The organism is Roseomonas sp. F4 (genome assembly GCF_053891155.1).
Genome location: NZ_JBSSHK010000001.1, coordinates 1,393,605 through 1,417,620, shown reverse-complemented (window position 1 = coordinate 1,417,620; position 24,016 = coordinate 1,393,605). Strand labels below are relative to the sequence as shown.

22 protein-coding genes are annotated in these 24,016 nt (G+C 69.5%); 10 read left to right on the top strand and 12 right to left on the bottom strand.

Translation table 11 applies throughout. The annotated features are described in order from the left end of the window. The first annotated feature begins 113 nt into the window (after positions 1 to 113). Positions 114 to 458, top strand: coding sequence for a YMGG-like glycine zipper-containing protein (locus tag ACVFYP_RS06900; protein ID WP_499199385.1), 345 nt, complete (start codon positions 114 to 116; stop codon positions 456 to 458). Between the two features lie 19 nt (positions 459 to 477). Here ACVFYP_RS06900 and ACVFYP_RS06895 read toward each other — a convergent pair whose 3' ends face one another. The 5 genes from ACVFYP_RS06895 to msrA all read right to left on the bottom strand — a co-directional run bounded on the left by ACVFYP_RS06895 (position 478) and on the right by msrA (position 4,567). Further along, a complete protein-coding gene (locus ACVFYP_RS06895) occupies positions 478 to 1,488 on the bottom strand; it encodes a hypothetical protein (protein WP_499199384.1) in 1,011 nt (336 codons plus the stop codon). Between the two features lie 168 nt (positions 1,489 to 1,656). Further along, positions 1,657 to 2,412: a polysaccharide deacetylase family protein gene (locus tag ACVFYP_RS06890; protein ID WP_499199383.1), complete on the bottom strand. Its 756-nt coding sequence runs from the start codon at positions 2,410 to 2,412 to the stop codon at positions 1,657 to 1,659. Continuing rightward, positions 2,409 to 3,515: a YncE family protein gene (locus ACVFYP_RS06885; protein WP_499199382.1), complete on the bottom strand. Its 1,107-nt coding sequence runs from the start codon at positions 3,513 to 3,515 to the stop codon at positions 2,409 to 2,411. The genes ACVFYP_RS06890 and ACVFYP_RS06885 overlap by 4 nt, the downstream gene beginning before the upstream one ends. Positions 3,516 to 3,583: 68 nt before the next feature. After that, positions 3,584 to 4,009: a peptide-methionine (R)-S-oxide reductase MsrB gene (gene msrB / locus ACVFYP_RS06880; RefSeq protein WP_499199381.1), complete on the bottom strand. Its 426-nt coding sequence runs from the start codon at positions 4,007 to 4,009 to the stop codon at positions 3,584 to 3,586. 12 nt (positions 4,010 to 4,021) lie between these two features. Further along, complete coding sequence (gene msrA, locus ACVFYP_RS06875) at positions 4,022 to 4,567, bottom strand: peptide-methionine (S)-S-oxide reductase MsrA (protein WP_499199380.1); 546 nt, start codon at positions 4,565 to 4,567, stop codon at positions 4,022 to 4,024. Between the two features lie 95 nt (positions 4,568 to 4,662). Between msrA and ACVFYP_RS06870 the strand changes: the two genes are divergently transcribed. The 3 genes from ACVFYP_RS06870 (at position 4,663) to ACVFYP_RS06860 (ending at position 8,935) form a co-directional block, all read left to right on the top strand. Further along, a complete protein-coding gene (locus tag ACVFYP_RS06870) occupies positions 4,663 to 5,706 on the top strand; it encodes a serine hydrolase domain-containing protein (protein WP_499199379.1) in 1,044 nt (347 codons plus the stop codon). Between the two features lie 364 nt (positions 5,707 to 6,070). After that, positions 6,071 to 7,804 carry a hypothetical protein gene (locus tag ACVFYP_RS06865; RefSeq protein ID WP_499199378.1) on the top strand — a complete coding sequence of 578 codons (1,734 nt, stop codon included), beginning with the start codon at positions 6,071 to 6,073 and terminating at the stop codon, positions 7,802 to 7,804. Between the two features lie 156 nt (positions 7,805 to 7,960). After that, a complete protein-coding gene (locus ACVFYP_RS06860; RefSeq protein WP_499199377.1) occupies positions 7,961 to 8,935 on the top strand; it encodes a Bug family tripartite tricarboxylate transporter substrate binding protein in 975 nt (324 codons plus the stop codon). 6 nt (positions 8,936 to 8,941) lie between these two features. Here the strand turns inward: ACVFYP_RS06860 and ACVFYP_RS06855 are convergent, their stop codons facing one another. Further along, complete coding sequence (locus tag ACVFYP_RS06855) at positions 8,942 to 9,841, bottom strand: DUF1932 domain-containing protein (protein WP_499199376.1); 900 nt, start codon at positions 9,839 to 9,841, stop codon at positions 8,942 to 8,944. Between the two features lie 64 nt (positions 9,842 to 9,905). Next, positions 9,906 to 11,090 (bottom strand): MFS transporter, encoded by a 1,185-nt coding sequence (locus ACVFYP_RS06850; protein WP_499199375.1) that lies wholly within the window; start codon positions 11,088 to 11,090, stop codon positions 9,906 to 9,908. 131 nt (positions 11,091 to 11,221) lie between these two features. Here ACVFYP_RS06850 and ACVFYP_RS06845 point away from each other — a divergent pair, with 131 nt between their 5' ends. The 5 genes from ACVFYP_RS06845 (at position 11,222) to ACVFYP_RS06825 (ending at position 18,535) form a co-directional block, all read left to right on the top strand. Beyond that, positions 11,222 to 12,241, top strand: a complete 1,020-nt coding sequence (locus tag ACVFYP_RS06845) for a LacI family DNA-binding transcriptional regulator (protein ID WP_499199374.1) — start codon at positions 11,222 to 11,224, stop codon at positions 12,239 to 12,241. 156 nt (positions 12,242 to 12,397) lie between these two features. After that, complete coding sequence (locus tag ACVFYP_RS06840) at positions 12,398 to 14,611, top strand: TonB-dependent receptor (protein ID WP_499199373.1); 2,214 nt, start codon at positions 12,398 to 12,400, stop codon at positions 14,609 to 14,611. Positions 14,612 to 14,760: 149 nt separating this feature from the next. Next, entirely contained in the window at positions 14,761 to 16,461 is a 1,701-nt protein-coding gene (locus tag ACVFYP_RS06835; protein WP_499199372.1) for a hypothetical protein, read from the top strand. Then, positions 16,451 to 17,392 (top strand): hypothetical protein, encoded by a 942-nt coding sequence (locus tag ACVFYP_RS06830; RefSeq protein WP_499199371.1) that lies wholly within the window; start codon positions 16,451 to 16,453, stop codon positions 17,390 to 17,392. The genes ACVFYP_RS06835 and ACVFYP_RS06830 overlap by 11 nt, the downstream gene beginning before the upstream one ends. A gap of 66 nt (positions 17,393 to 17,458) precedes the next feature. After that, the gene (locus ACVFYP_RS06825) at positions 17,459 to 18,535 is read left to right on the top strand and encodes an asparaginase (RefSeq protein WP_499199370.1); all 1,077 of its coding nucleotides are present in this window, start codon (positions 17,459 to 17,461) and stop codon (positions 18,533 to 18,535) included. Between the two features lie 23 nt (positions 18,536 to 18,558). On the opposite strand, the gene ACVFYP_RS06820 is transcribed toward ACVFYP_RS06825, so the two are convergent. From ACVFYP_RS06820 to ACVFYP_RS06805, 4 genes are all read right to left on the bottom strand, one after another. Continuing rightward, complete coding sequence (locus ACVFYP_RS06820; protein ID WP_499199369.1) at positions 18,559 to 19,029, bottom strand: cupin domain-containing protein; 471 nt, start codon at positions 19,027 to 19,029, stop codon at positions 18,559 to 18,561. A gap of 14 nt (positions 19,030 to 19,043) precedes the next feature. Continuing rightward, positions 19,044 to 20,042, bottom strand: coding sequence for a Bug family tripartite tricarboxylate transporter substrate binding protein (locus ACVFYP_RS06815; RefSeq protein WP_499199368.1), 999 nt, complete (start codon positions 20,040 to 20,042; stop codon positions 19,044 to 19,046). 109 nt (positions 20,043 to 20,151) lie between these two features. Further along, positions 20,152 to 21,129, bottom strand: coding sequence for a Bug family tripartite tricarboxylate transporter substrate binding protein (locus tag ACVFYP_RS06810; protein ID WP_499199367.1), 978 nt, complete (start codon positions 21,127 to 21,129; stop codon positions 20,152 to 20,154). Positions 21,130 to 21,213: 84 nt separating this feature from the next. Continuing rightward, positions 21,214 to 22,383, bottom strand: a complete 1,170-nt coding sequence (locus ACVFYP_RS06805) for a diaminopropionate ammonia-lyase (RefSeq protein WP_499199366.1) — start codon at positions 22,381 to 22,383, stop codon at positions 21,214 to 21,216. Between the two features lie 100 nt (positions 22,384 to 22,483). Here ACVFYP_RS06805 and denD point away from each other — a divergent pair, with 100 nt between their 5' ends. After that, positions 22,484 to 23,470 carry a D-erythronate dehydrogenase gene (gene denD / locus ACVFYP_RS06800; RefSeq protein WP_499199365.1) on the top strand — a complete coding sequence of 329 codons (987 nt, stop codon included), beginning with the start codon at positions 22,484 to 22,486 and terminating at the stop codon, positions 23,468 to 23,470. Here denD and ACVFYP_RS06795 read toward each other — a convergent pair. Further along, a complete protein-coding gene (locus ACVFYP_RS06795) occupies positions 23,390 to 23,899 on the bottom strand; it encodes a hypothetical protein (RefSeq protein ID WP_499199364.1) in 510 nt (169 codons plus the stop codon). The genes denD and ACVFYP_RS06795 overlap by 81 nt on opposite strands. Between the last annotated feature and the right edge of the window lie 117 nt (positions 23,900 to 24,016).

Here is a 24,016-nt window from a genome sequence, read left to right as displayed (position 1 = left end):
TGAACCCCCTGTCACCTCCCTGCGTGGTGCCTTGCGCGAACCCGGGCGCTGTCACCACGTTGATGCCGTCCGAGGTCCGGCCCTGCCCTCCTCATGACGTCAGGAGACGATTGATGCGCCCACCCCGCCTTGCCCTGTTGGCCCTGCCCCTGGTGCTGCTGGCCGCCTGTTCCGACCCCAATGACCGCAACCAGCGGGCGCTGGCCGGCGGCGCGCTCGGCGCGGGTGCGGGCGCGCTGATTGGCTCCGTCACAGGCAGCGCCGGGCGTGGCGCCTTGATTGGCGGCGCGCTGGGCGCGGTGGGCGGCGCCCTGACCCCGGCGCCAGAGCCGGAGCGCATTCCGCCCGATCCCTACGTCGCGCAGCAGCGCGACCCGCGTTATGGCGGCTGGTATGACCAGTATGGCAATTGGCACCAGGGGGCGCCGCCGGCCGGCTACCAGCCGAATTACCGCTGACGCGGATCGAAAGCGCCGATCAAGGGGCGGCTTCCTGGCCTTGCCCCTTGAAGGGTCCACCAACGAGCCTGGCAAGCTCCGCCGTCCAATTGCCGTCCCGATAGAGTTCGGCAAAGTCACTCGGCCCGTGAATAATCCTCTCCAGCATCTCGACGAACTGGGCGTTATCGGGCCCGACATGTCCCTTGCCCCAGTCGCCGAGGAACATTTCCGTCCGGTCTGAAAGCCTGTTGGAGCCAGGCTCCGGGCTGCCAGCGGCATAGACCGCCGCAAATTCCTGGGCGTGATTATCGACGTGGAACTTGTCGCTGATGTTCTGCATATACAGAACGAAGTTCTTCTGGTCCCCCTTCGCCCTGTAGATATCCGCGACATTCATTTTGTAGTACCGGCGCACATCCTCGGGAATGTCGTAGAAATTTTTCATTCCAAAGCAGGATTTGGTATAATCCGTGACGTAGCTGGGCCAGTATCGTCCTATATCGACTTGCGGATTCCAGACGAAGGCCATCGATCCAGGAAAATCCCAGGACACCCTGAGGGAGGCATGGCCGCCACCCGAACCGCCGATGAAGATCACCTTGGAATACCCGCCGCGGTCGATCACGGCCTGGGTCACTTGGCGCATGGCATCGGAATATTGGAAACCGCCATATCCTGTAAACCAGCCAAGACGCAGTCGTTCATGCGCATGCAGCGTCATGTCGCTGAACAGAAGCCGGCTGATGTTCAGATCGGATCCGACGCGAATGCCCGAAAAAATGGGAAAGGAGTGCACGGGCCGATGCTCGGCGAAGGCCTGTGCGCCATGGAGAAAAACAACCAGGGTTTGGGACTGAGCGGGTTTATAGAGAAAATCGAAGACCTTGTCGTCGCAGGATACGGAATGAACGCCTTCCTCAATCCGGTCGAGCAGGCCAAACTGTTCCATATCCTTGTGGAGGATGGGACTCTGGGTAAACCTACCGTAATTCCGAGGAATCTCACTCGCATTTCGAAATGTAACACCAATATCCGACGTGGCAGGCATCCTGTTCGTCCTATGTAGATGCATTTCGGTGCATTGCAGAATTAAATACCCAAGTCAAACCAGCGCCGCGGTCCGCCTATGCGCTTCACAATCGCCTTGGCGAATATCCCGCGGCCGTTGAAACTCAGGGGCGATGCGGCGAGGGAAACACGGCCCGCAACTTTGGGCCTAGGTGCCGGCGTCCGGCAAGGGCGCGAAACACAGCCCGCGCGCGAGAAGCCCGGTCACCAGCTCCTCCAATATGCCGGCAAAGGGCTCCCGCCTGCTGCGCACGCCCCAATGCATCACCAGCACCTCGCCCGGCTGAATATTCGCCAGGTTCTTGCGCAGCAGCGCGGTGTTGGGATGGGCGGTGCTGTCCAGCTCGTCGCCCAGAAAGCCGTTGCGGGTCCAGCCCTGGTGTCGCAGCCCGCAAGCTGCGGCCATCGCCACAGCATTGCGGGTGACAATACCGCCGGGCGCGCGCCACAGCGGCAGCACCCGCGCCTCCGGCGCGAAGCGGCGCAGGGCCTCGATCGGGCGGGCCAGTTCCGCGCAGAGTCCGGCCTGATCCAGCACCACCTGCCCCTGCCCTCGCCGCGACCGGAAGGTGGTGCGCCCCGGGCCGGGGTCGCCGACGAAATACCAGTGGCGCCAGGTGTGACTGGCGAAAGCATGGCCCTCCGCCACCCGGGCGCGCCAGAAGGGCGCCCAGGACTCGGACAGGGTGGTGTCGCCACGAAAAGTCGGCTCGTCGGCGAGGAACAAGGTGGCGGTCACGGCATGGCGGCGCAGGATGGCGGCGATCGCCTCCGCCTCCCGGCTCCAGCCGGTGTCGATAGTGAGATAGACCTGCCCGCGGCAGCCAGACGGGGCAAGCTGGGCCAGGGCCGGCGCGGCCAGCACTCCCGCCGCACCTGCCAGAAGCCCGCGGCGCCGCATCATGGCGCGCGGCGCAGCGCCGCCGGCAACACCGGAATGCCGCCCGGCACGATCCCGACCGGCGGCGGCGGCGCCAAAGCTGGCCGGCCCGGCAAGGGCTGCGGCAGGGGGCGGCTGCCGGACACCGCACCGGGCTGCGCCAGGGCGTAGTCCGCACCACGCCCGAGCGGCTTGTAGAAGATGCCATGCGGTGAACGGCCGACGCGCATCGTCTCCACCGTATCGGCCTCCGGATCCAACACCGCCACGCGGCTCGACCAGCGCAGCGTCATCCAGACCCGGCCCTGTGGGTCGAAGGTCAGGCAATCCGGCCCGCCCGGAATCGCCCACCAGCGGCGCACCGTCAGCGTGTCCGGATCCACCTCCGCCAGCCGGCTGTCCACCCGGCTGGTGGCGAACAGCGCCCGGCCATCCGGGGCGGGGTAGATGGTATGGGCGCCGCGGCCGAGGGTGAAAGCCTGCGCCACCTCCCGCGTCGCGGGGTCCAGCGTGACGAAATGGGTGCTGCCCATGATGCCCATGACCAGCTTGCCGCGATGCCAGATGATGCCGGCGGGTTCCGGCCCCACCGGCTGGGTCCAGGCCTGGGTCAGGGTCGTCAGGTCAAAAGCGGCCACAGTGCCGGCGCCCTGAATGGTCACATAGGCCATCCGGCTGTCGGGGCTGAAGGCGACATGGCTGGGCTTGTCGCCGGGCCGGAAGCGGGCCCGCAGCTCCAAGGTCCGCGCATCCAGGATGTCCACCTGGTCGCGGCGCAGGCTGGCGACAACGAGGAAGCGGCCATCCGGGCTGAATTCGAGGTGGTAGGGGTTGGAGATCGGCGCGCGCCGCAGGACCTGCCCGGTGGCGGGGTCGAGAAAGAACACCTCGTTCCCGCCAGAATCCGCCACCAGCAGCGAAGCGCCATCCGGCGTGACCACCAGGTGGTGCGGTTCCCGGAGCACGGGGATGCGGCTGCGCTCCTCCCGCGTCGTCGCGTCCAGCACCGAAATGGTGGCATCGGCGGAATTGAGGACATAGATCAGGTCGGCGCGCGCCACGCCCGGCAGGATCAACGCGAAAAGCAGGGCAGAGAGGCGCCAGACCACGGGGGGACTTTCAGGCAACAGGTGTCGCCGTCGGAGAATCAGGCGCCGCCGGGCGCTTGTCCAGCGCCCGGCCTCTGAATCAGCGCTTATTCAGCCGGCTGGAACACCATCGCAACACCGTTCATGCAATAACGTTCCCCGGTGGGCGCCGGCCCGTCCGGAAAGACATGGCCGAGATGTCCTCCGCACTGTGCGCAATGCACCTCCGTCCGCGTCATGAAGAAGCTGCGGTCGGTGGTGGTGGCGATGCCGCCTTCCAACGGTCGGAAGAAGCTCGGCCAGCCGGTGCCGCTCTCGAACTTCGTCGCGTTGTCGAACAGCTCATGCCCACAGCCGGCGCAGGCGAAGACGCCGGGGCGCTTCTCGGCCAGCAACGGGCTGGTGCCGGGGCGCTCCGTGGCGTGCTGGCGCAGCACCCGGAACGCCTCCGGCGGCAGCTCGGCGCGCCATTCGGCCTCCGACTTCTCCACCGGGAAGGTCTCGGCCGGCTTGTCCTTGGTGAACAGACCCATCTTTTGCTCTCCTCAGGCCGCCGCGGACTTCAGGCGGCTGGCAAACGTCTTGCGGAACTTGGCCACCTTCGGCGCCACAACCACGCGGCAATAGCCCGACCAGGGGTTGCGGGCGAAGTAGTCCTGGTGCTCCGCCTCACCGGGCCAATACTCCGTGGCCGGCTCCAGCTGCGTCACCAGGGGGGCACCCCAGATGCCGGCGGCCTCGATCTCCGCCATCACCGCCTTGGCCGTCTCCGCCTGTTCCGGCGAATGGGTCAGGATGATGCTGCGGTATTGCGGGCCGACGTCATTGCCCTGGCGGTCCTTGGTGGTGGGGTCGTGCAGGGTGAAGAACATGCGCAGCAGGTCGGCGTAGCTGAGCACCGTCGGGTCGAAATCGACGCGCACGACCTCCGCATGGCCAGTCTGCTTGCCGCAGACCTGCTCATAGGTCGGGTTCGGCACATGGCCGCCGGCATAGCCGCTTTCCACGCGCGTCACGCCGTTCACATGGCGCAGCGCGCCCTCGATGCACCAGAAGCAGCCGCCACCGAGCGTGGCGGTTTCGGTCGTCATGGTCGGGGATCTCCTCGGTTGGTCCGTTATATGGGCACTTCGCCGCGAGGGTGCAGGGGGTTCCGTTCCCCGCCGCGCTTCGGCACCCTACCGGCATGACCCAGCCCGATCCGCGCCTCGCCGAGGCCGCCGCCTTCGCCGCCGCCCATGAATCCCCGTTCCCGCGCGATCTTCTGGCGCATCTGGAATCCGGGCATTTTGAGCCGGCGCCCTACAACACCGTGCTTGGCCCGGTGTTTCCCCGCGGTGCGCCGAACGGGCTGGTGCTGCGGCACGGCCAGCGCCTCGCCGCCTGGGGCGACACGCGGCAGGCCGACCTGACCTTCAGCGCCGCCAAATCCTACCTGTCCCTGCTGGCCGGCATCGCCCAGGCCGATGGGCTGCTGCCCGATATCGACGAGCCGGTGCGCGCCCGCGTCCAGGATGGTGGCTTCGACTCGGCGCAGAATGCCGGCATCACCTGGCGACACCTGCTGACCAATACCAGCGAGTGGGAGGGTGAGCTGTTCGGCAAGTCCGACCGCATCGACCGGGGACGGGAGTTGGCGCGGGAGGGTGGCGCGCAGAAGCGCATGGACCGCCCGCTGCACCCGCCGGGCACCTATTGGGAATACAATGACGTGCGGGTGAACCGCCTGTCGCTGTCCCTGCTGCACCTGTTCCGCCGCCCGCTGCCGGAGGTCTTCGCCGAGCGTATCCTCGACCCGATCGGCGGCAGCCGGGACTGGACCTGGTACCCTTACGACAACGCCTGGGTCGAGATCGACGGCCAGCGCCTGCCCTCCGTCCCCGGCGGCACCCATTGGGGCGCCGGCATGCGCATCCATGCCGAGGACCAGGCCCGGATCGGCCAGTTGGTCCTCCAGCGCGGCGAATGGGACGGGCGGCAGGTGGTTCCGGCGAGCTGGATCGCCCAGTCCCTGGCCCCCTGCCCGCTCAACCCGGCCTATGGCTTCCTCTGGTGGCTCAACGGCGCCGGCCGCTGGCCGGAGGCGCCCCGCGATTCGGTCTTCGCCATGGGCGCCGGCGGCAATGTCACCTGGATCTGGCCGCAGGGCGAGGTGGTGGCCGTGCTGCGATGGGTCCATCCGGATGCGGTGGGACCGTTCTGCGCGAAGGTGGCGGCGGCGCTGGGCTGAGGCCGCCGCGGGTGGGGGCTGCGCGAGCGCCCTCGCCCGCATTCATCACGGCCTCGGCATCCTGAACGAAATACATGAGCTATCGAATTAAATAGTTAGGTGATCTGAGCGCGGCAGCGTATTTACTTCCTTACGAACTGCCTGACGCCTGACAGATGCGTCACCAGTCCCAGCCTCCCGATCGGGTGGCCGGCCCCCAAAGCTCCACGTTTGTCCCAGTCCGATCCATGCGGCCGCATTCCTCATGCGGTCCGCAAGGCCATTCGGCCCTGCCCCGTGGCAATTGCGCCGTGGCGATCCATTCGCCACGGCAAGGTTCCCGTTGAGGCTCGCAAGACGTGTCCACGGCAAGAAAGAGAAGAAAATGGCAACCGTCTTCGTGAACCTCGGCAATAGCGACAACACCATCACGTTTGGCGATGACGACCACATCGTCACCGGCCAGAACGGCAATAACACGCTGACTTTTGGCGGCGGCCGGGATTCCCTGACGCTGGGCAATGGCAACAACACCCTGACCCTGGCCGGCGGCGACGACCGCATCACGGCCGGCAGCGGCAACAACACCATCACCGTCTCCGGCCTCAGCGCCAATCGCACCGTGCTGAAGGACGGCAACAACACCGTCGTCACCGCCGATGGCCCGAGCGTCATCCTCGCCGGCAACGGCCAGAACACGTTGACCGCCGGCGACGGCATCAACCGCATCGTGGTCGGCAATGGCGTGAACGCCATCACCAGCGGCGACGGCAACAGCCGCATCCTGGTCGGCGACGGCGACGCCAACACCATCACGGTCGGCACCGGCGCCAACCGCATCGTGCTCGGCGAGGGCACGGCCAACACGGTCTCCGCCGGCGGCGGCGGCAACATCCTCGCCGTCTCGGCCGGGGCGCTGAGCACGGATTCGATCCGCGGCGGTCTCGAGACCGGCGACGGCAGCGGCAACACCATCAATGTCGGCACCGCCGGCCTGGTCGGCATCACCGGCGTCAGCGGCTTCGAATTCTTCCGCCTGTCGCAGGACGGGCCGAACAGCATGACGCTGACCGACGCCAACTTCTCCCGCCTGCCCGGTGCCCAGATCACCGTCTTCGGCGGCGCCATGGGCAATACGGTGGATGCCGCCTCGCTCTCCGCGGCCAATGGCCTGCTGGTGCATGGCGGGGCCGACCTCGATGTCTTCACCGGCGGCGCCGGGCGCGACACGCTGAGCTACACGGCGAGCCTTGAGGCCGTCTCGATCAACCTCGCGACAGGTCTCGCCTCCGGCGGCGACGCGACCGGCGATGTGTTCAGCGGCTTCGAGAATCTGCAGGGCAGCGCCCATGCGGACCGCCTGGTCGGCAATGCGCAGGACAACCTGATCGAGGGCGGCGGCGGCAACGACCTGATCAACGGGGCGGACGGCAACGACACGCTGCTCGGCGGCGCCGGCGACGACACCATGAATGGCGGCATCGGTGCGGACATCATGGAAGGCGGCACGGGCAATGACCGCTACGTGGTGGACACCGGTGGCGACCAGGTGATCGAGCTCGAGGGCGGCGGCATCGACCTGGTGACCGCCAGCAACAACTTCACCCTTGGCGCCTGGGTCGAGAACCTCAACCTGCTGGGCGAAGCCGTGGTCGGCTCCGGCAACGAGCTGGCCAACCGGGTCATGGGCAATACCATGGACAACGTCCTGTTCGGCGAGGGCGGCAACGACACGATGCTGGGCGGCGCCGGGGCGGACACCTTGATCGGTGGCTCGGGTTCGGACCGGTTGACCGGTGGCACGGGGGACGACGTGTTCTACTTTGACCTGGCACCCGGGGGCGGCGATGTCGACACCATCACGGACTTCACCCTGGGGTCCGACCAGATCCATCTCTACGGCGCGACCTTCGGCGCGCTGGCGCTTGGGACGCTGGATGCCGACGCCTTCTTCCTGGGCGCGGCGGCGGGCGATGCCGAGGACCGCATCCTCTACGACGCGGCGACCGGCACCCTCGCCTTCGATGCGGATGGCACCGGTGCGAGCGAGGCCGTGGCCTTCGCCATGCTGTCGACCGGATTGGCGATGACGGCGTCCGACATCCTCGTCTTCGGCTGAACCTGCCGTGGGCGGCCAGACGGTAACTGGCCGCCTGAACGCACCGCGGGGCGGGTGGCCTGTGCCCCGGGTGACACCCTCTCACGCCACGTCCCTCTGGCGCGCGCCCCCGACTGGCGTCATTCTGGCGCCAGAAATCCAACGGAGGAACGAACCATGCAGCGTCGCCATCTGCTGGCCGCCCTGGCCGCGCCGGCCTTTCTGCCCGGCCTCGCCCGGGCGCAGGAGGCCTGGCCGAGCCGGCCGATCACCCTGATCGTGCCCTGGGCACCCGGCGGGTCCAATGACGTGGTGGCACGGCTTGTCGCGCCGCTGATGCAGGAACGCCTGGGCCAGTCCGTGGTGGTGGAAAACCGCGCCGGCGGTGGCGGCTCCATCGGCATGGGCCAGGTGGTCCGGGCGCGGCCGGATGGCCACACGCTGCTGGTCTCCTCTGCCTCCAACCATGTCTTCCACGCGCTGGTCTCGCCCGATCTGGGCTATGATGTGCGGGAGGTTCTGGCCCCCATTGCCATGATGGTCGACGTGCCGAATGTGCTGGCAGTGCATCCGGGGCTCGGCGTCGCCAATGTGCAGGAATTGCTGGTGAAGATCCGCGCGACGCGCGGCGGCATGTCCTTCGGCTCCTCCGGCACCGCCTCCTCCAACCACCTGGCGGGGGAGCTGTTCCGGATGATGACGCAGACCGAGATGGTGCATGTGCCCTATCGCGGCGGCGGGCCCGTGGCGACCGACCTGATGGCCGGCACCATCCCCATGGCCTTCATGAACCTGCCAACGGTGGTCGGCCCGGCGCAGTCCGGCCGCATCCAGATCCTGGGCGTGGGGACGGAGGAGCGGGTGCGCATCCGGCCGGATGTGCCGACCATCGCCGAGCAGGGCGTGCCCGGCTATTCGGTGCGGAGCTGGACGGGCCTCTTCGCCCCGCGCGGCACGCCCACCCCGGTCGTGACCCGGCTGGCGGAGGTGATGCGGGAATCGCTGGATTCCGACGTGGTGAAGGCGCGCATGACGGCGCTGGCCAGCGAGCCGATCTACATGGGCCCCGAAGAGACCGGCGCCTTCGTCGCCAAGGAATTCGAGCGCTGGGCCCCGGTGGTGCGGGCGGCGAATATCAGCACCACCGGCTGACCCGGCTTAGGCGGCGGCCGGTCTGCCGGCCGCCGCATAGGCATCCAGAACCGCATCCGCATCATAGCCCGCGCGGGTCGCGAAATCCGCGCGCAGGCCTAGCGCGGCGGAAGCCCGCAGGCGCGAGGCCGTGGCCCGCGTCATCACCGGGTCGAGGCCGAGTTCGGCAATGCCCTCGACCACGCCCTCCATCTCCACCGCACGGCGTTCGGCATGCAGCACGTCGGTGCGGATGCACATGTCGGCGAAGCTGCTGAAGCGCGTCGCGTCCATCGGCGCGCAGATGCCGCGCAAGGCCTCCGCCCGCACGCCGGCCAGGGAGGCGGCGGTCAGCGCCTCCACCAGCAAGGCCTCCATCCCCTTGGTGACAACGCTGCGCAGCATCTTCACCGCCGCGGCGGCACCGGCCTCCGACCCCGCCTCCTCGATCAGCAGGCCGAGCGGGCCGAAGATCTCCGCGAAGCGACCGACGCCATCGCCCGAACAATAGAGCGGCACGCGGGCGCCATAGAGGCTGACGGCGCCCATCAGATTGGCATCGACGAAGCTGATGCCGCTCGCGGCGCAGGCCGCTGCCACCTGGCGCTTCTGGCCCGGGGTGCTGGCATTGATATCGACCAGCAGCGCGCCCGGCCGCGCCACCGCGGCGATGGCAAGGCCGGCCGGCAGGGCGGTCGCCACCACGACGGCGGAGATGATGACATCGGCCGTGGCGAGGTCCGACAGATGGTCCACCGCCCTTCCGCCATGGGCCGCGACCTGCGCCCGGAATGCGTCGGAATAAGGCGGGTGATTTGTTGGCCCGTCGCAGAAGACGGGCATGTCGGCGATGCCTGACTGCGCAAAATGGGCGGCGAAGCAGCGGGCCGCCTCGCCAAAGCCGACGAAGCCGATCACGGGGGGCATGGGCCTCTCCTCAGCGGTGCTGGAGGAGGCTAGCGAAGCGGCGGGGCGGAGTCCATGAAACGGTTCATTCAGCCTCACGCTGCGCCAATTGCCGGTGCAGCAGCATCACCAGCAACGGCGCCAGCCAAGCTAAAGCGATGCTGGCGCCGACCATCCAGCCCATATGGTCCAGCCCGCCATCCGGCCGTTCCCGCAGCACCAGGGTGGAGGCGGCGGAGCCCAGGCCTTGGCCCAGGCTTGTGGTGGCGGCGACCAGGCATTGATAGGTCATGCGCTGCGCCGGCAGCGCCACCCGCGTCGCGCTGCCCTGCGCCACCGTGCTGCGCGCCAGCTGCACCGCCAGCACCGTGCCCAGCAAGGCCGTGACCAGCCAGAGCGGCCCTGGCAGGGTGAAGGCGGCGACCAACACCGCCGTCAGCACGCAGCCCACGGTCAGGGAGGCCGGCAGCACCCCCACCCGGTCCATCAGCGTGCCGGTCGCACGGGTGGTGACCACGGCCAGCGCCCCGCCGATCAGATAGATCAGCCGCAGCCCTTCCTCGCTGATGCCCACATTGCCCAGCGCATAGGCCGCGATATGCGGCGAGACGAGCAGCGTGGCGGCGGAGGCCGCGCCGATCAGCGCCAGCCCGGTGAGGCTCTCCGCCCGCCCCAGCAGCCGCAACAGGCCGGAGACGGTGACCTTTGGGCGCGGCGGCGGTGGCGGCTCCCCAGGGCGTGGCCCGAGCAGGTGCCAGACCGGCCAGAGCAGCAGCAGATACAGCACGCCGATGGCGAGGATCGGCGTGCGCCAGCCGCCGGCAGAGGCGCTCAGCACCAAAGCCAGCGGCAGGCCCACGACCAGCGCCAGGCCATAGGCGCCGGTCACGCTGCTGACCGCGCGGTTGCGCCGTTCCTCCGGCACCGCCTCCGCGATGCTGGTCACCACGGCGGCCATCAGCGGCCCCGCGAAAGCGCCCGCGCAGACGCGCGCCAGCAGCAACAGCGGAAAATTCGGCGCCAGCCCGGTGGCCAGCGCGAAGACCCCTAGCCCGCAGAGCGAGCCCAGCACCGCGACCCGCCGGCTGACCCCGCCCAGCAGCAGCGCCCCCACCAGCCCGCCAATGCCGGCGGCGATGGTATAGGCGGTGGTGGTCAGCGCCGTATCCTCGACCGGAACGCCAAGGTCGCGGGCCAGGAAGGGTCCGAGCGGGAAGAACAGCACCGCGCCCAGCGCATTGGCGAAGGCGATGGAGGCCAGCAGCGGCACGGTGATGGCGGCGCGGCGGCGGGCGGATTCGGACGTGGGAGGCCTCCGCTTCCTGTGCGATCCCTGTTATGAACCGGTTCACAACACCGGCGTCAAGCCGGCCGGACAACCGGGACAGCGGGGGGAGCCCTATGAAACGGGCAAAGATCGGCGATGTGGCGCGGCAGGCCGGCGTGGCGGTGGGCACCGTCTCCCGCGTGCTGAACGGCCATCCCAGCGTGGCGGCGCCGCTGCGCCAGAAGGTCCAGGCCGCCATCGCCGCGCTGGGCTATGAGCGGGACACCATCGCCCAGAGCCTGCGCGGCGGCCGCAGCGGCCTGGTCGCCTGCGCCATCCGCGACTTCGACATCCCCGCCTTCGCCGGCTTCATCAAGGAGGCTGAGCGCCTGCTGCGGGAGGCCGGGCACACCCTGATCCTGTCCAGCACCGGCAACCGGCCGGAGGTGGAGATCGGCCTGCTGCACGCCTTCGCCCGCCGCCGCGTCGATGGGGTGATGATGACGATCAGCGACGAGGCGCATCCCGGCGTCCTCCAGGCGCTGGCGGAAGCGCCGATGCCGGTGCTGCTGATCGACCGCGACCGCATCGCGACCCATGACCGCGTCACCGCGGACCACCGCGCCGGCGCGGCCCAGGCCATGCGCCACCTGATCGGCCAGGGCCATCGCCGCATCGCGATGCTGGTCGGCGACACCAACGCCTTCCCCTCCCGCAGCCGCGTCCAGGGCTTTTTCGAGTCTTTCGCCGAGGCGGGGGTGGCAGCGGACCAGGGTCTGCTGCGGGATCGGGTGCTGTCGCCGGAGGATGCGTTCCGGGAAACCATGGCGCTGATGGGCCTGGCCGCGCCGCCCACGGCCATCTTCGTCGCCGCCATGGACATGCTGGGCGGCACGCTGCGCGCCTTGCGGGCGCTGGGCTGCGAAGTGGGTCGCGATGTCGCGCTGATCGCCGGTAGCGATTCGGAGCTGGCGGAATTCCACGCCCCGCCCGTTACCGCCCTGCAATGGGACCTGCCGGAGATGGGCCGCCACGCCGCGGCCATGCTGCTGGAACGGATGCAGGGCACGGCGCCGGAGGGCTTTCGCTGCCTGAAACTGCCGACACGCCTGGTGCTGCGCGACAGTTGCCGGGCACTGCCTTCCGCCCCCTGAGCGCACGGCGCCGGCGCGTGGCGGATCACGCGCATTTGCAAATGCGATTGACTCGCAACTGCAAGCGGATCAAAAGCGCGGTGGGGACGCGCTCCGCGACCCTGAACCGGCACCTCCCGCCTCGTTCGGGTGGCCGCCACAGGACCATTTCCAACCATGGAGACCACCCACCGTCGTGGCGCGGCGCGCTCGCGCCGTGCGCGCCTGTTGCTGTCCACCCTGCCCTGGCTCCTGCCCGCCGCGGCGCTCGGCCAGAATGCCTCCGAACAGGACCCACTGCGCCTGCCGCGCATCACCACGGAGGCCGATCGCGCCGCGCCAGAGGCGGCGCGCCTTGCGGATGAGGTCCCCTCCGTCCGCATCCCGCGCGCCGTCTTCGACACGCTGCCCAGCGAACGCGCCAGCGACATCCTGCCCCGCCTGCCCGGCGTCGTGACCTCCGGCCCGCCTGGCGAGGCCAAGTCCTTCGGCCTGCGTGGCCTGACGCCGGATTACACCCGCGTGCAGGTGGACGGGCTGCAACTGCCCTCCGGCGCGCAGGGCCGGGCGCTGGAGCTGATGAACCTGCCCGGCTTCCTGCTGGAGGAGGTGGGCATCCTGCGCAATCCGGATGCCAGCACCGACTCGGACGGCATCGGCGGCCGCGTTTCGCTGCGCCTGCGCGCCCTGCCGCAGCAGGACGTGACGGAGGTGCGGCTGGCCGCCGGCGGCCGCGATTCGCTGTTCGACGGCCGCCACTTCACCACCAGCGCGCTGATGGCGCGCCGCTTCGGCGAAGGCTTTGGCGTGATGGGCGCGGTCACGCTCGACCGGCGCCAGATCATCAAGGTGAAGGACTTTTCCGAGCGTACCTTCCAGGGCGGGCCGGGCGGCGCGGGCCAGTTGATCGACGAATCCGAGCCGAAGGATTCCCGCAATCTCGATGCCTTCCTCAATCTCGGCTGGCAATGGGATGGCGGTCAGCTCACCGTCCGTCCCTTCCTGTTCGATGAGACGATCGACAACGGCAAGCAGCGCGATGCCTATCGCCGCCTCACCGGCCAGCTCATCAGCCGAAGCCGTGGCGAGGGCGATGAGCGGCTGACGCTCGGCGGCACCGCCGTCAGCCTGCGCCAGGCCCTGGGCGCCCAGGTGACCATGGAAATGGACGCAGCCTTCTCCCTCGCCGATTTCGCCAGCGAGAACACCACCCGCGTCACCGGCACGACCGGCGCCTTCTCCGAGGCCTCACGCGAACGCAGCCGGATCGACGACCAGCAATACGATCTCGGCCTGCGCTTCGCCTGGCGGCCGCCGGCCCTGCCGGGGCACGAACTGCGCACGGGCGTGCAGCTGCGGCATCTGTCGCGCGACAGCGATGCGGATCTGTACACGCTGGATGCGCAGGACCGTGTGACACAGACGGCCACCGACCGATCCCGCTCCGCCGCGGCCGACTACACGGCCAGCGAGACCTACCTCGCCGGCTTCGTGCAGGATCGCTGGACGATCGGGCGGCTGACCATCTCGCCCGGCCTGCGTCTGGAAAGCGTGTCGCTCGATCTCTCCGGATCGCAGGGCAGTTCGACGCCCGGCTATACGGATGTGCTGCCCTCGCTGCCCGCGGTGTTCCGCCTTACCGACACGCTGTCGCTGCGCGGTGCCGTAAGCCGCCAGGTGAACCGCCCGACATTGCAGGAGCTGGCGCCCGGCTTCACCGTGCGCGGCAACCGCAGCTACTACGGCAATCCGGATCTGGAGCCCGCGCGGTCCTGGTCCTGGGATGCCGGCGTGGAATATGCGACGCGGGACGTCTTCCTCTCGGCCGGCGTCTTCCTGCGGCAGATCACCGATGTGGTGGAAGCCGCCGAAACCGCGACCAACACCTACAACTATTCCAATGTCGGCAATGGCCGTGTGAAGGGTCTGGAATTCGAGCAGCGGCTCGGCGCCGCTTTGCTCGGCCTGCCGTCCCTGGCGCCGCTGACCCTGCGGCTGAACCAGACCTTCCTGGACAGCCGGGTGAATGATCCCGCCACCGGCCCGCGCCGCTTCAGCGAAGTGCCGCGCTTCGTCGGCAATGCCGGGCTGGAATGGAACGACCGGCAGACCGGCACGGTGCTGGCGGCGAATGTCACCTACACCTCCACCCGGCTGATCCGCAGCTACCAGGGCAACGGGTCGCAGCTCTACAAGGAGATCAACCCGACCACCTTTCTTGACCTGTCCGCGCAGCAGCGCGTGGCACCGGGCGTGGTGGTCTTCGGCACGGCCCAGAACCTGCTGAACCAGAACCGCGACGAGTTCGAGATGACGGACGACATCCTGTCGCGCCGCGCCACAATCGACAGCGGCCGCACCTTCTTCGTCGGCGTGAGAATCAGTTTGTAGCGCTTGACGCAAACCCAGTTGCGAGGCATTCTCATTCGTGGGGATGCCTTCCGCAACCCTGAACAGCGACCGCCAGCGACCCTTGCGAGGGCACCCCGGCCACAGGGCCGGGCCGGTCGCCGAATTTGGAACACCCCATGGATATTCATATGACAGCCGCCGCCGGCGTGCTGCCGCGCGATCCCTCCGCGATCGAGGCTGCCGCGCGCGCCGAGGTGAAGGCGACGCTCCGCCTCGACGACGCGATCCTCGTCGCGACCCAGGGCGGCCTGTTGCGCTACGAAGCCGGCCAGAAGCTGGCCCCCCTGCCCGGCCTGCCGGCGGAGGAAGTCCGCGGCCTCGGGCCGGCGCCGGGCGGCTTCGTCGCCGTGATCGGCCGCCGCCTGCTCCAAGCCGATGGCACCGGCCGCGTCCTGCGCTGGATCGAGGGGCCGGAGGGCGAAAAGCTTGGCCCGGTCACCGCCGCCTCCGGCCGCATCCTGGCCGGCAGCAAGACCGGCGTCTTCGCCTTCGGTGAAGCCGGCTGGACCCGCCTGCTTGGCGAACCGGGCTTCGAGGTGATCCGCATCTGGGAACAGCCCGGCCGCATCCTGGTCGCGGTGAAGAAGCAGGGCGTGAAGCGCCTGCCGGCGCTGGCCGAAAGCCTCGACGGCGGCGCGACCTGGACCGTGACGGAGATGGGCGATTACGGCGACATCGTCGTCGCCGCCGATGCCACGCGCATCGTCACCAAGTGGCGCGGAGCCCGCCCGCGCGCCGCCACGCCCGGCGGCTACAAGAAGCACCCGATCACCGCTGCCGAGCTGCGCGCCGATGGTGGCGTGCTGGTGCTGGATGGCGACAAGGCGGAGATCGCCGGGCCCGGCCGCCGCAAGGCCGAGATCTTCCACCCGGCGCTGGCCGACGCGGAACATGTGCATCTGCTGCCGGAAGGCATCCTGTTCGGCGGCGTGCAGGGCCTGTTCCTGTTCGACCCGCTGCGCCACCGCGTGAGCGACCTCTCGGTCGGCCTGTTCACGGACCGCGTGCTGGGCAAGCGCAAGCGGCTGTTCGCGCTGGATGAGGCCAATGTCCTGTCCACCTGCTCCTTCGGCAGCTTCCACAGCGCGGATGGCGGTGCGAGCTGGCAGAAGGCCGATGCCGAATGGGACGTGCTGGATGCCGAGCGCATGGCCCGCGCCGAGGACGGGCGCTGGTTCCTGCTGACCCAGCGCGGCCTTTTCGTCACCCAGAGCAATGGCGCGCGGATCGACTACCTGAAGCCGAAGCTGGCCAAGGGCGTCCGCCATTTCGGCGAGCTGCGCAGCCTGGCCGTCGGCGCCGGCAAGCTGTGGCTGGGCACCAAGCAGGGCCTGTTCAGCGCCGCACTCGACAATCCCGAGCATCTCGGCCCGGTCGATGCCGTGCCAGCGGCCTCCATCGAGGGCCTGGCCTTCACCAAGGACGGGCTGCTGATGGCGGTCGATGGCCATGGCCTGCTGCGCCTGGATGCGGCCGGCGCCGTCGCCCCCTTCGCCGATGTGGCGCTGCATGAGGCGAGCTTCGTCGCCGATGGCGCCGCCCTGCTGGCCACCGCCGAGGACGGGCTGGTGGCGATCGCCGCCGATGGCACGACGACGGACGCAACGCCGGAAGGCGGCAAGAGTGGCGAGTTCAGCCTGACGGCGCGGGATGGTCGCATCCTCGCCTGGAGCCGCCACGCCGCCTGGCAGAAGCGCGAAGGCGGCACCTGGCAGGCCGTGCCGGGCTTCCCCGCCGGTGTGCGCTCCGTCGCGCTGCTGCCGGATGGCACCGCACTGCTGACCGACCGCGCCCGGATCTCCGGCTTCAGCCTGCCCGATGCCGGGTGAGATGGTGATGGGGGCGGCACGCGCCGTCCCCGCGCATCTCGCGGCGGAGATGGCGGCGACGCTCTGGCGGCTGCGCTGGTTCGTCGCCGCGCTGATGGCGGCGCTCGCCGCCAAGGCCGCCGCCATGCCGGCCTATGCCTGGCTGGCGCGGGATGCCGTCGCCGCGCTGCGCCTGCCGGAGGCGACGCTGGGAGGTCTGTTGACGGACCTCGCACCGGTCGCCGCCGCCGTGCTGCTGGCCGTCGCCTGCTGCGAATTCGCGGAGAAGATGGCGTCCAAGGCGATGGAGGCCCGCATCCTCGTCAATCTCCAGCGCACCTATCTCGACCGACGCCGGACGGAGGATGCGCCGCGCGATGTCAGCCAGGTGCTGTTCGGCTGCGAGGTGGCGCGCAAGGGATTCGAGGCCGTCTACAAGGATGGCTGGCGCATTCCGGCCGAGATCACGGGCGTGCTCGCCTGGCAGCTGACGCTGGGCGCGGAATGGGTGCCGCTGATGCTGGCCGCCGTGCTGCCGGCACTCGCCTGCGTCTGGCTGCTGGGCCATCGGCTGGAGGCGATCAGCGGCCAGATCCTCGGCTGGCAGCGGCACATCGCCGCCAGCACCGGGCGCGGGCGCGAAGGTGATTTCGCCGCGACGCAGGAACGCATCTTCCGCGGCACGCTGCGCTTCGAAGTGCTGAAATGGCTCACCGAACGAGGGCTGGACGCGATGCTGTGGAGCTTCGTCGGCGCCTCCGCCTTGCTCGCCTGGTATCTGGCGCCCGCTTTGCTGCCAGGCGGCGGCGAGATCGCCGGCGCGGCCGCCTTCCTGGTGAACTTGCGGCTGTTGATGAAGCCGCTGTCGGATATCGGAAAGGTCTATGTAAAGTGGCGAGAGGCCTCGCCCGCCATCGCCGCGGTCTATGGCCGCCCGGAACGCGCAGCTTAGCGCAACAACCTTGCGCCCCGGCCAATCCTCCCCACAGACTGTCAGATTGGCCAGGGAGGGCTTTGGATGACGGACGGCACCGACTATGTCGAGCTCGCGCGGATCTGGCGCGGGCCGGTGGTTGAGAGCGTGCATCGCGGCACGGTGGTGGTCGCGGATTTCGAGGGGAAGCTTGTCGGAAGCTGGGGCGATGCCGGCCTCATGACCTTCCCACGCTCCGCCCTGAAGCCCTTCCAGGCGATGGGCCTGGTGGAGAGCGGCGCGGCGGATGCTTTCGGGCTCGGCGACGACCACATCGCCATGGCCTGCGCCTCCCACGATGCGCAGCCCTTCCAGGTCGCGCTGGTCAGCGCCTGGCTGGACCGGCTGGGGCTGGATGAATCGGCCCTGGTCTGCGGCCCGGCCCTGCCGCGGCACGAAGCCGACCAGGCGACGGCCTTCGCGAATGGCGGCGCGCGGCGCATCTACCACAACTGCTCCGGCAAGCATTGCGGCTTCCTGACCGTGGCGCGGCACCTCGGCGCGGATCTGAACTACGCTGATCCGGCGCATCCGGCGCAGCGGCTTTATGTGTCGATCCTCTCCGACTATCTCGGCCGGGATGCGACGAAGCTGCCGGTCGGGCGCGACGGCTGCGGCCTGCCGGCCCTGGCCATGCCGATGCGGGACCTGGCCAAGGCGACCGCGCGGCTCGGCCTTGGCTACTCACCCAATCCCGCCCGCCGCGCCGCGGCGAAGCGGGTTCTGGGCGCCATGGCGGCCTTTCCGGACCATCTGTCCGGCCTCGATTCCCCCACCTCCCGCATCATCCGGGCGACCGGTGGGCGCGTGGTGGTGAAGGGTGGCGCAGAGGGCTTCCTGCTGGCCGCCGTGCCGGAACGCGGCCTCGGCATCGCCATCAAGACCGCCGATGGTTCGGCGCGGGTGAAGTACGGCGTGCTGGCCCGCACCCTCGGCCATTACGGCGTGCTGCCGCTGGCAGAGGCGGAGGCGCTGGTCGATGCGGTGAACCCGCAGATCACCGACAGCACCGGCGCGCTGGTTGGCGGCACCGAGATCGTCTTCGAGAAGCCGGTGCCGACCAGCGAGACCAAGGCAACGCTGGGCTTTTGGCTCGGCGGCGTGAAGGAAGCCTTCTTCTGAGCTGATGCCGCGAGGACGGCACGTCAGTAAGGCGTGCCGTCCTTCCGGGTGAAACTGCGCGTGCCATCCGCGCCGGGCGCGATGCGCAGATCGATGTCGGGATATTCGGCAACCTCGCCCGGCATGCGGCTGCCCACGACCAGCAACAGCACGTCCTGGTCCGACCTGTTCAGCACGCAGTGCCCATCGGTGTGCCCGGCCGGGAAGCCCACGCACATGCCGGGGCGCAGTGGCCGTTCCCCGGCATCGCTGTGCAGCACCGCCTCCCCCTCCAGCACATAGACGAACTCATCCTCCTTCAGGTGCCAATGGCGCTGGGAAGATCGGCCGCCCGGCGCGATGCGGGTCAGGTTGACGCCGAACTGCGTCAGCCCCGCCGCGTCGCCCAGCTTCCGGTTCCAGCGCAGCCGGGCTTCCGTCGCATATGGCTCGGGATAGCCGGTGGCGTTGCTCTCGGGCAGGCCGAGCGGATCGAAGGGCGTCGCGGCGGGCATGGGAAGATTCTGCCTCAGTTCGCGCGGATATTGGCCGCGCGCACCAGGGGCTCCCACACGCCGATCTCGCTGCGCAGATAGGCCGCGGCGGAGTCCGGCGTGCTGTCGCCGACCACCTGCATGGCCAGGCCCAGCAGGCGTTCCTTGACCGCCGGCAGATTCACCGCCGCATTCACCGCGCGGTTCACCGCCTGGATCACCGGCGCCGGCGTGCCGCTGCGGGCGAAGACCATGTGCCAGGTATAGGCCTCATATCCGGCGACGCCCTGCTCGATCATGGTCGGGATCTCCGGCGCCAGCGGCGAACGCTCCTTCGTGCTGATGCCCAGCGCGCGCAGCTCGCCCGACCGGGCATAGGGCAGCGCGGAGGCGGCGATGTCGAAGATCATCGGCACCCGGCCGGAGAGCACATCCGGCAGCGCGGCGGAGGAGCCGCGATAGGGCACATGGTTCACCCGCAGCCCGCCGGCGGCATGCAGGAACAGCTCCGTCGCCAGATGCACCGCGCCGCCATTGCCGGAGGAGGCATAGTCATACCGGCCCGGATTCTCCTTCAACTGGGCGATGAATTCGACCAGGTTCCGCGCCGGGAAGTCCTTGTTGACCAGCAGGATCACCGGCACCTGGCCGACCAGGGCGCAAGGCGTGAAATCGCCGATCGGGTCGAAGGGCAGGCTGGGGAACATCGCCCGCGTCACCGCATGGGCGACGGTGGAATAGAGCAGCATGGAGCCGTCCTGCGGCCCCTTGGCCACCGCATCCGTGCCGACCACCACGCCCGAGCCGGTGCGGTTTTCCACGACGATGCGGTTCGGCAGGACCTTGGACATCTCATCCGCCAACAGGCGGGCCGGGACATCGGTGGGACCGCCGGCGGCAAAGGGCACCACCATGCGGACCGGCTGGCTCGGCCAGGCCGGTTGCGCCGCGGCGGGCCGCAGCAAAGCGGGGGCGGCCAAACCGCCGGCGCCAATGGCCAACAGGTGCCGCCGCCGAAAAATCGGAGTCGTCATGACATGCTCTCCCCTCGGGCGATGTGTCCCGCCCGTTGCGTTCCTGGACACATCTGTTTGGGGGAGAGTGGTGGCCGGCGTCAATCAAAGACGCCGGCCGGGGTCGCACTCAATTGATGGTGATGTTCGCCTCGCGGACCACCGCGGTCCACTTCTGGGTCTCGTCCCGCAGCCAGGCGGCGGCCGATTCCGGGGTGCTGTCGGTGACCAGCCGCATGGCGAGGTCGGACAGGCGCTGCTGAACCGCGGCCTCCGCGGCCACCTGCATGAAGGCCTGGTTGACCGACTGCACCACATTCGCCGGGGTGCCCTTCGGCGCCAGCACCATGTGCCAGGTATAGGCCTCAAGGCCCGGGAAACCGGCCTCGGCGGTGGTCGGCACATCGGGCAGCTGCGGCAGGCGGGCCGTGTCCATCACCGCCAGGCCCCGCGTCTCGCCGCGCTGGGCATAGGGCAACGCGGTGGTCGCGACGTCGACAATCAGCGGAATGGTGCCGTTCAGCACATCCGGCATGGCCGCCGCGGTGCCGCGATAGGGCACATGCAGGGCGCGGGCATCCATGGCGCGCAGCATCAGCTCGGTCGCCAGGTGCAGCGCGCCGCCATTGCCTGAGGAGGCATAGGTCATGCCACCCGGATCGGCCTTCAGCGCCGCCTGCAACCCGCGCAGATCGCGCACCGGGGAGCTCCGGCCCACGGTGATCAGCATCGGAATCACGCCGACCAGCGCGACCGGCACGAAATCCGCCTCCGGATCGAAGGGCAGGCGCTGGAACAGGGCGCGCAGCACGGCATGGGCCACAGTGGTGTAGAGGAAGGTGTGGCCGTCGGTCGCCTTGGCCACCACCTCCGTGCCGACCAGGACGCCGGCACCCGTGCGGTTTTCCACGATGATGCGCTGCGGCAGGATGGCGCCGACACGTTCCGCGAAAAGCCGCGCCGGAATGTCAGTGGGGCCACCGGCGGCGAAAGGCACCACGAGGCGAACGGGCTGGGACGGCCAGTTGCCCTGCGCGCGGGCTGCGGTGGTGAGAGCGGGGGCGGCCAATGCGGCCGCGGCGGCGCCGAGAAGGTGGCGACGGTTCATGCGGACATCTCTCCGAATTGTTCGCGGGCCTGCGTTAACAGCGACCCTGGATGTTAACCCATGTCGCAATGCAACAGCCCAGCGTCAATGCGAACCGTCCATCAAGCTTGCGTAGAGATCCGGATCGGTCGCGCCTTCGGTGCCGAACAGCAGCACCCGGCTCGCGGCCTCCAGCCCCAGCAAAGCGCGGTACATCGGGTCGCGGGCGGCCAGCAGCAGGGCCGCGAGCCCGGCCACCGCACTCTCCCCGGCCACCACCTTCGGCACCCGGCGGGCCAGCAGGCGCATGCAATCCACGGCGCTGGCATCGGGCACCGCCATGAAGGCATAGGCTGCCCGTTCCAGCTCCTGCCAGGCCAGCAGGCTGGGCTCGCCACAGGCCAGCCCCGCCATCAGCGTGTCGAGATCGCCTTCCACCGTCACCGGGGCGCCGGCCTCGGCGCTTTCCAGCAGGCAGGCGGCCTTTTCCGGCTCCACCACCACGATCTTCACATCCGGCCCGAAGCGGCTGCGCAGCTGGATCGCCACCGCCGCCGCCACGCCGCCGACGCCGCCCTGGATGAAGCAATGCGTCGGCGCCTGGCCGGCGAGCTGGTCCGCCGCCTCATCGGCCATCAGCCGGTAGCCCTGCATCACGTCGCGCGGCACCTCGGTATATCCCTCATAGGAGGTGTCGGAGACGACGAACCAGCCCTCGGCCTCCGCCATCCGGGCGGCCTCCCGCACCGCATCGTCGTAATTGCCGGGCACGACGCGGATCTCGGCGCCGTATTGCGCGATGGCGTCGCGGCGGCCCTGGCTGACCGTCTCATGCACAAAGATCACGCAGCGTGCCCCGAAACGCCGGGCGCCCCAGGCGACGGAGCGGCCGTGATTGCCATCCGTGGCGCAGGTGACCGTGATGCCGCGCACCGCTTCCCGATGCGCGCCCGCTTCCAGCTCCACCGCCGTGGCCGAATTGGCGACGCCGCGCCGGGCAAGTTCCGCGACCAGCAGCCGCAGCACCGCATAGGCGCCGCCCAGCGCCTTGAAGCTGCCTAGGCCGAAGCGCCCGCCCTCATCCTTCCAATGCACGGAAGCCACCCGCGCGGCCGTGGCGACATCCGCCAGGTCGAGCAGCGGGGTCGGCGCATAGCCTGGCCAGGCGGTGATCTCCGCCCTGGCGCGCCGGAAGCCGGCCTCCGGCAGCACCACCAGGCCGGGCGTGCCGTGGCGACGGTTGATGAGAAGGCGGGAGGCGCGGTCTGGGATCATGCGGCGGAGAGTGGCGCGCCCCGCCCCCGCCGGCAATCGCTTGGCGCCCGGCCCGTCTGGCGGCACTCTGCGCGCCGAGCAACATGGGGTGGAGCGCCTGATGCAGGTCACGATTCTGGGCGGCGGCGGCTTTCTGGGCCGCCGGCTGGCGGCGCGTTTCGCGGCGGATGGGAAGGTTGGCGACCAACCCATCACGGCGCTGACGCTGTTCGACCTGCACCAGCCCGCGCCGCTCGACGCCCCCTTCCCCGTCCATTGCCTGGCCGGCGACGTGGCCGATGCGGCGACGCTGGCCCGCGCGATTCCGCCCGGCACCGGGCTGGTGGTGCATCTGGCGGCCGTGGTCAGCGCGGCGGCGGAGGCCGATTACGACCTTGGCATCCGGGTGAACATCGCCGGTACCCAGGCGCTGATCGACACCTGCCGCAAGCTGCCCCAACCACCCCGGGTCGTCTTCACCTCCTCCGTCGCCTCCTTCGACGGCGGGCAGGCGGCGAATGTGGCGGATGAGGCGCGACAGCTTCCCACCAACAGCTACGGCGCCCAGAAAGCGATCGGGGAGTTGCTGCTGGCCGATGCGACCCGGCGCGGCTTCCTGGATGCCGTTTCCATCCGCCTGCCCACGGTGATGGTGCGGCCAGGCCGCCCGAACCGCGCCGCCAGCTCCTTCGTCTCCTCCATCGTGCGGGAACCGCTGCTGGGGCTGGAGGCGACCTATCCGGTGGCGGAGGATTTCCGGGTCTGGGTCTGCTCCCCACGCCGGGCGGTGGATTGGCTGGCGCATGCGGCGGCGATGGACAGCGCCGCGCTGGGCCGCGACCGCGGCATCAACCCGCCGGGCATTTCGGCCAGCATCTACCAGATCCTGGACGCCCTGGCTGAGGTCGCCGGGCCCGAGGCCCGCGCCCTGGCCCGCCGGATCGAGGATGCGGAGGTGGAGGCGATCGTCGCCGGCTGGCCCGCCAGCTTCGCCGCGACCCGCGCCCCGGGCCTAGGCTTCGTCCGTTCAGAGCCGCTGGCGGATGTCATACGCGGATTCATCGCGGACGATCTGGAGGCCACGCGACGGGATCGCGAGATCGGCTGAGGGCATCTCCTCCGCCGGGCCGGTTGGGAAGATCTGGCACAGCGGGATGGTCATCGCCGCGCGCACCTCCTCCAGCATCGGCGGGGCCATGCGGCCGCGGGACATGTTCAGGGGGAAATACCCGATCGGCACGACGGCGGTGGCGTGCGGCGCCACCACCACCGGCTCGGCCGGCGCCTCCACAATGCCGCGAAGCGTGATTCCCGTCAGCACGGCGGCCGGGAAGTCATGCGGGTTGCGCACGATCATGCGGTATTCGCTGCGGGCCTGCGGTCGCGGGTCGGCGATCACCACAAGCTCGAAGCGCTCCGCCACCAGATAGCTGGGGCTGGCCTCCGGTCCTGACTGGCAAGGAAAGGGGGTCTCGGCCAAAGCGGGTGTGGCGGCCAAGGTCAGCAGCAGGGCCAGGGTGGAAGCGGGGCGGCACATGGGGGTCTCTCCTGCAACGGCGACAGCCTGCCGCCATTGCGACGGATCAGGCCAAGACGGCGTGGCTGTCGCCACCATCGGTAAAACCTATGGCCGCCGCCCGGGTTGCCCCCGTTT

What these genes read in the sequence shown, in the direction of transcription:
- ACVFYP_RS06860 (WP_499199377.1), top strand. Translation starts at nt 7,961, where the DNA reads ATGCAGCGTCGCCATCTGCTGGCCGCCCTGGCCGCGCCGGCCTTTCTG.
- ACVFYP_RS06795 (WP_499199364.1), bottom strand. Translation starts at nt 23,899, where the DNA reads ATGTGCCGCCCCGCTTCCACCCTGGCCCTGCTGCTGACCTTGGCCGCC.
- ACVFYP_RS06890 (WP_499199383.1), bottom strand. Translation starts at nt 2,412, where the DNA reads ATGATGCGGCGCCGCGGGCTTCTGGCAGGTGCGGCGGGAGTGCTGGCC.
- ACVFYP_RS06870 (WP_499199379.1), top strand. Translation starts at nt 4,663, where the DNA reads ATGACCCAGCCCGATCCGCGCCTCGCCGAGGCCGCCGCCTTCGCCGCC.
- ACVFYP_RS06900 (WP_499199385.1), top strand. Translation starts at nt 114, where the DNA reads ATGCGCCCACCCCGCCTTGCCCTGTTGGCCCTGCCCCTGGTGCTGCTG.
- ACVFYP_RS06845 (WP_499199374.1), top strand. Translation starts at nt 11,222, where the DNA reads ATGAAACGGGCAAAGATCGGCGATGTGGCGCGGCAGGCCGGCGTGGCG.
- denD (WP_499199365.1), top strand. Translation starts at nt 22,484, where the DNA reads ATGCAGGTCACGATTCTGGGCGGCGGCGGCTTTCTGGGCCGCCGGCTG.
- ACVFYP_RS06825 (WP_499199370.1), top strand. Translation starts at nt 17,459, where the DNA reads ATGACGGACGGCACCGACTATGTCGAGCTCGCGCGGATCTGGCGCGGG.
- ACVFYP_RS06805 (WP_499199366.1), bottom strand. Translation starts at nt 22,383, where the DNA reads ATGATCCCAGACCGCGCCTCCCGCCTTCTCATCAACCGTCGCCACGGC.
- ACVFYP_RS06835 (WP_499199372.1), top strand. Translation starts at nt 14,761, where the DNA reads ATGACAGCCGCCGCCGGCGTGCTGCCGCGCGATCCCTCCGCGATCGAG.
- ACVFYP_RS06840 (WP_499199373.1), top strand. Translation starts at nt 12,398, where the DNA reads ATGGAGACCACCCACCGTCGTGGCGCGGCGCGCTCGCGCCGTGCGCGC.
- ACVFYP_RS06895 (WP_499199384.1), bottom strand. Translation starts at nt 1,488, where the DNA reads ATGCCTGCCACGTCGGATATTGGTGTTACATTTCGAAATGCGAGTGAG.
- ACVFYP_RS06855 (WP_499199376.1), bottom strand. Translation starts at nt 9,841, where the DNA reads ATGCCCCCCGTGATCGGCTTCGTCGGCTTTGGCGAGGCGGCCCGCTGC.
- ACVFYP_RS06830 (WP_499199371.1), top strand. Translation starts at nt 16,451, where the DNA reads ATGCCGGGTGAGATGGTGATGGGGGCGGCACGCGCCGTCCCCGCGCAT.
- ACVFYP_RS06820 (WP_499199369.1), bottom strand. Translation starts at nt 19,029, where the DNA reads ATGCCCGCCGCGACGCCCTTCGATCCGCTCGGCCTGCCCGAGAGCAAC.
- msrA (WP_499199380.1), bottom strand. Translation starts at nt 4,567, where the DNA reads ATGACGACCGAAACCGCCACGCTCGGTGGCGGCTGCTTCTGGTGCATC.
- ACVFYP_RS06810 (WP_499199367.1), bottom strand. Translation starts at nt 21,129, where the DNA reads ATGAACCGTCGCCACCTTCTCGGCGCCGCCGCGGCCGCATTGGCCGCC.
- ACVFYP_RS06865 (WP_499199378.1), top strand. Translation starts at nt 6,071, where the DNA reads ATGGCAACCGTCTTCGTGAACCTCGGCAATAGCGACAACACCATCACG.
- ACVFYP_RS06815 (WP_499199368.1), bottom strand. Translation starts at nt 20,042, where the DNA reads ATGACGACTCCGATTTTTCGGCGGCGGCACCTGTTGGCCATTGGCGCC.
- msrB (WP_499199381.1), bottom strand. Translation starts at nt 4,009, where the DNA reads ATGGGTCTGTTCACCAAGGACAAGCCGGCCGAGACCTTCCCGGTGGAG.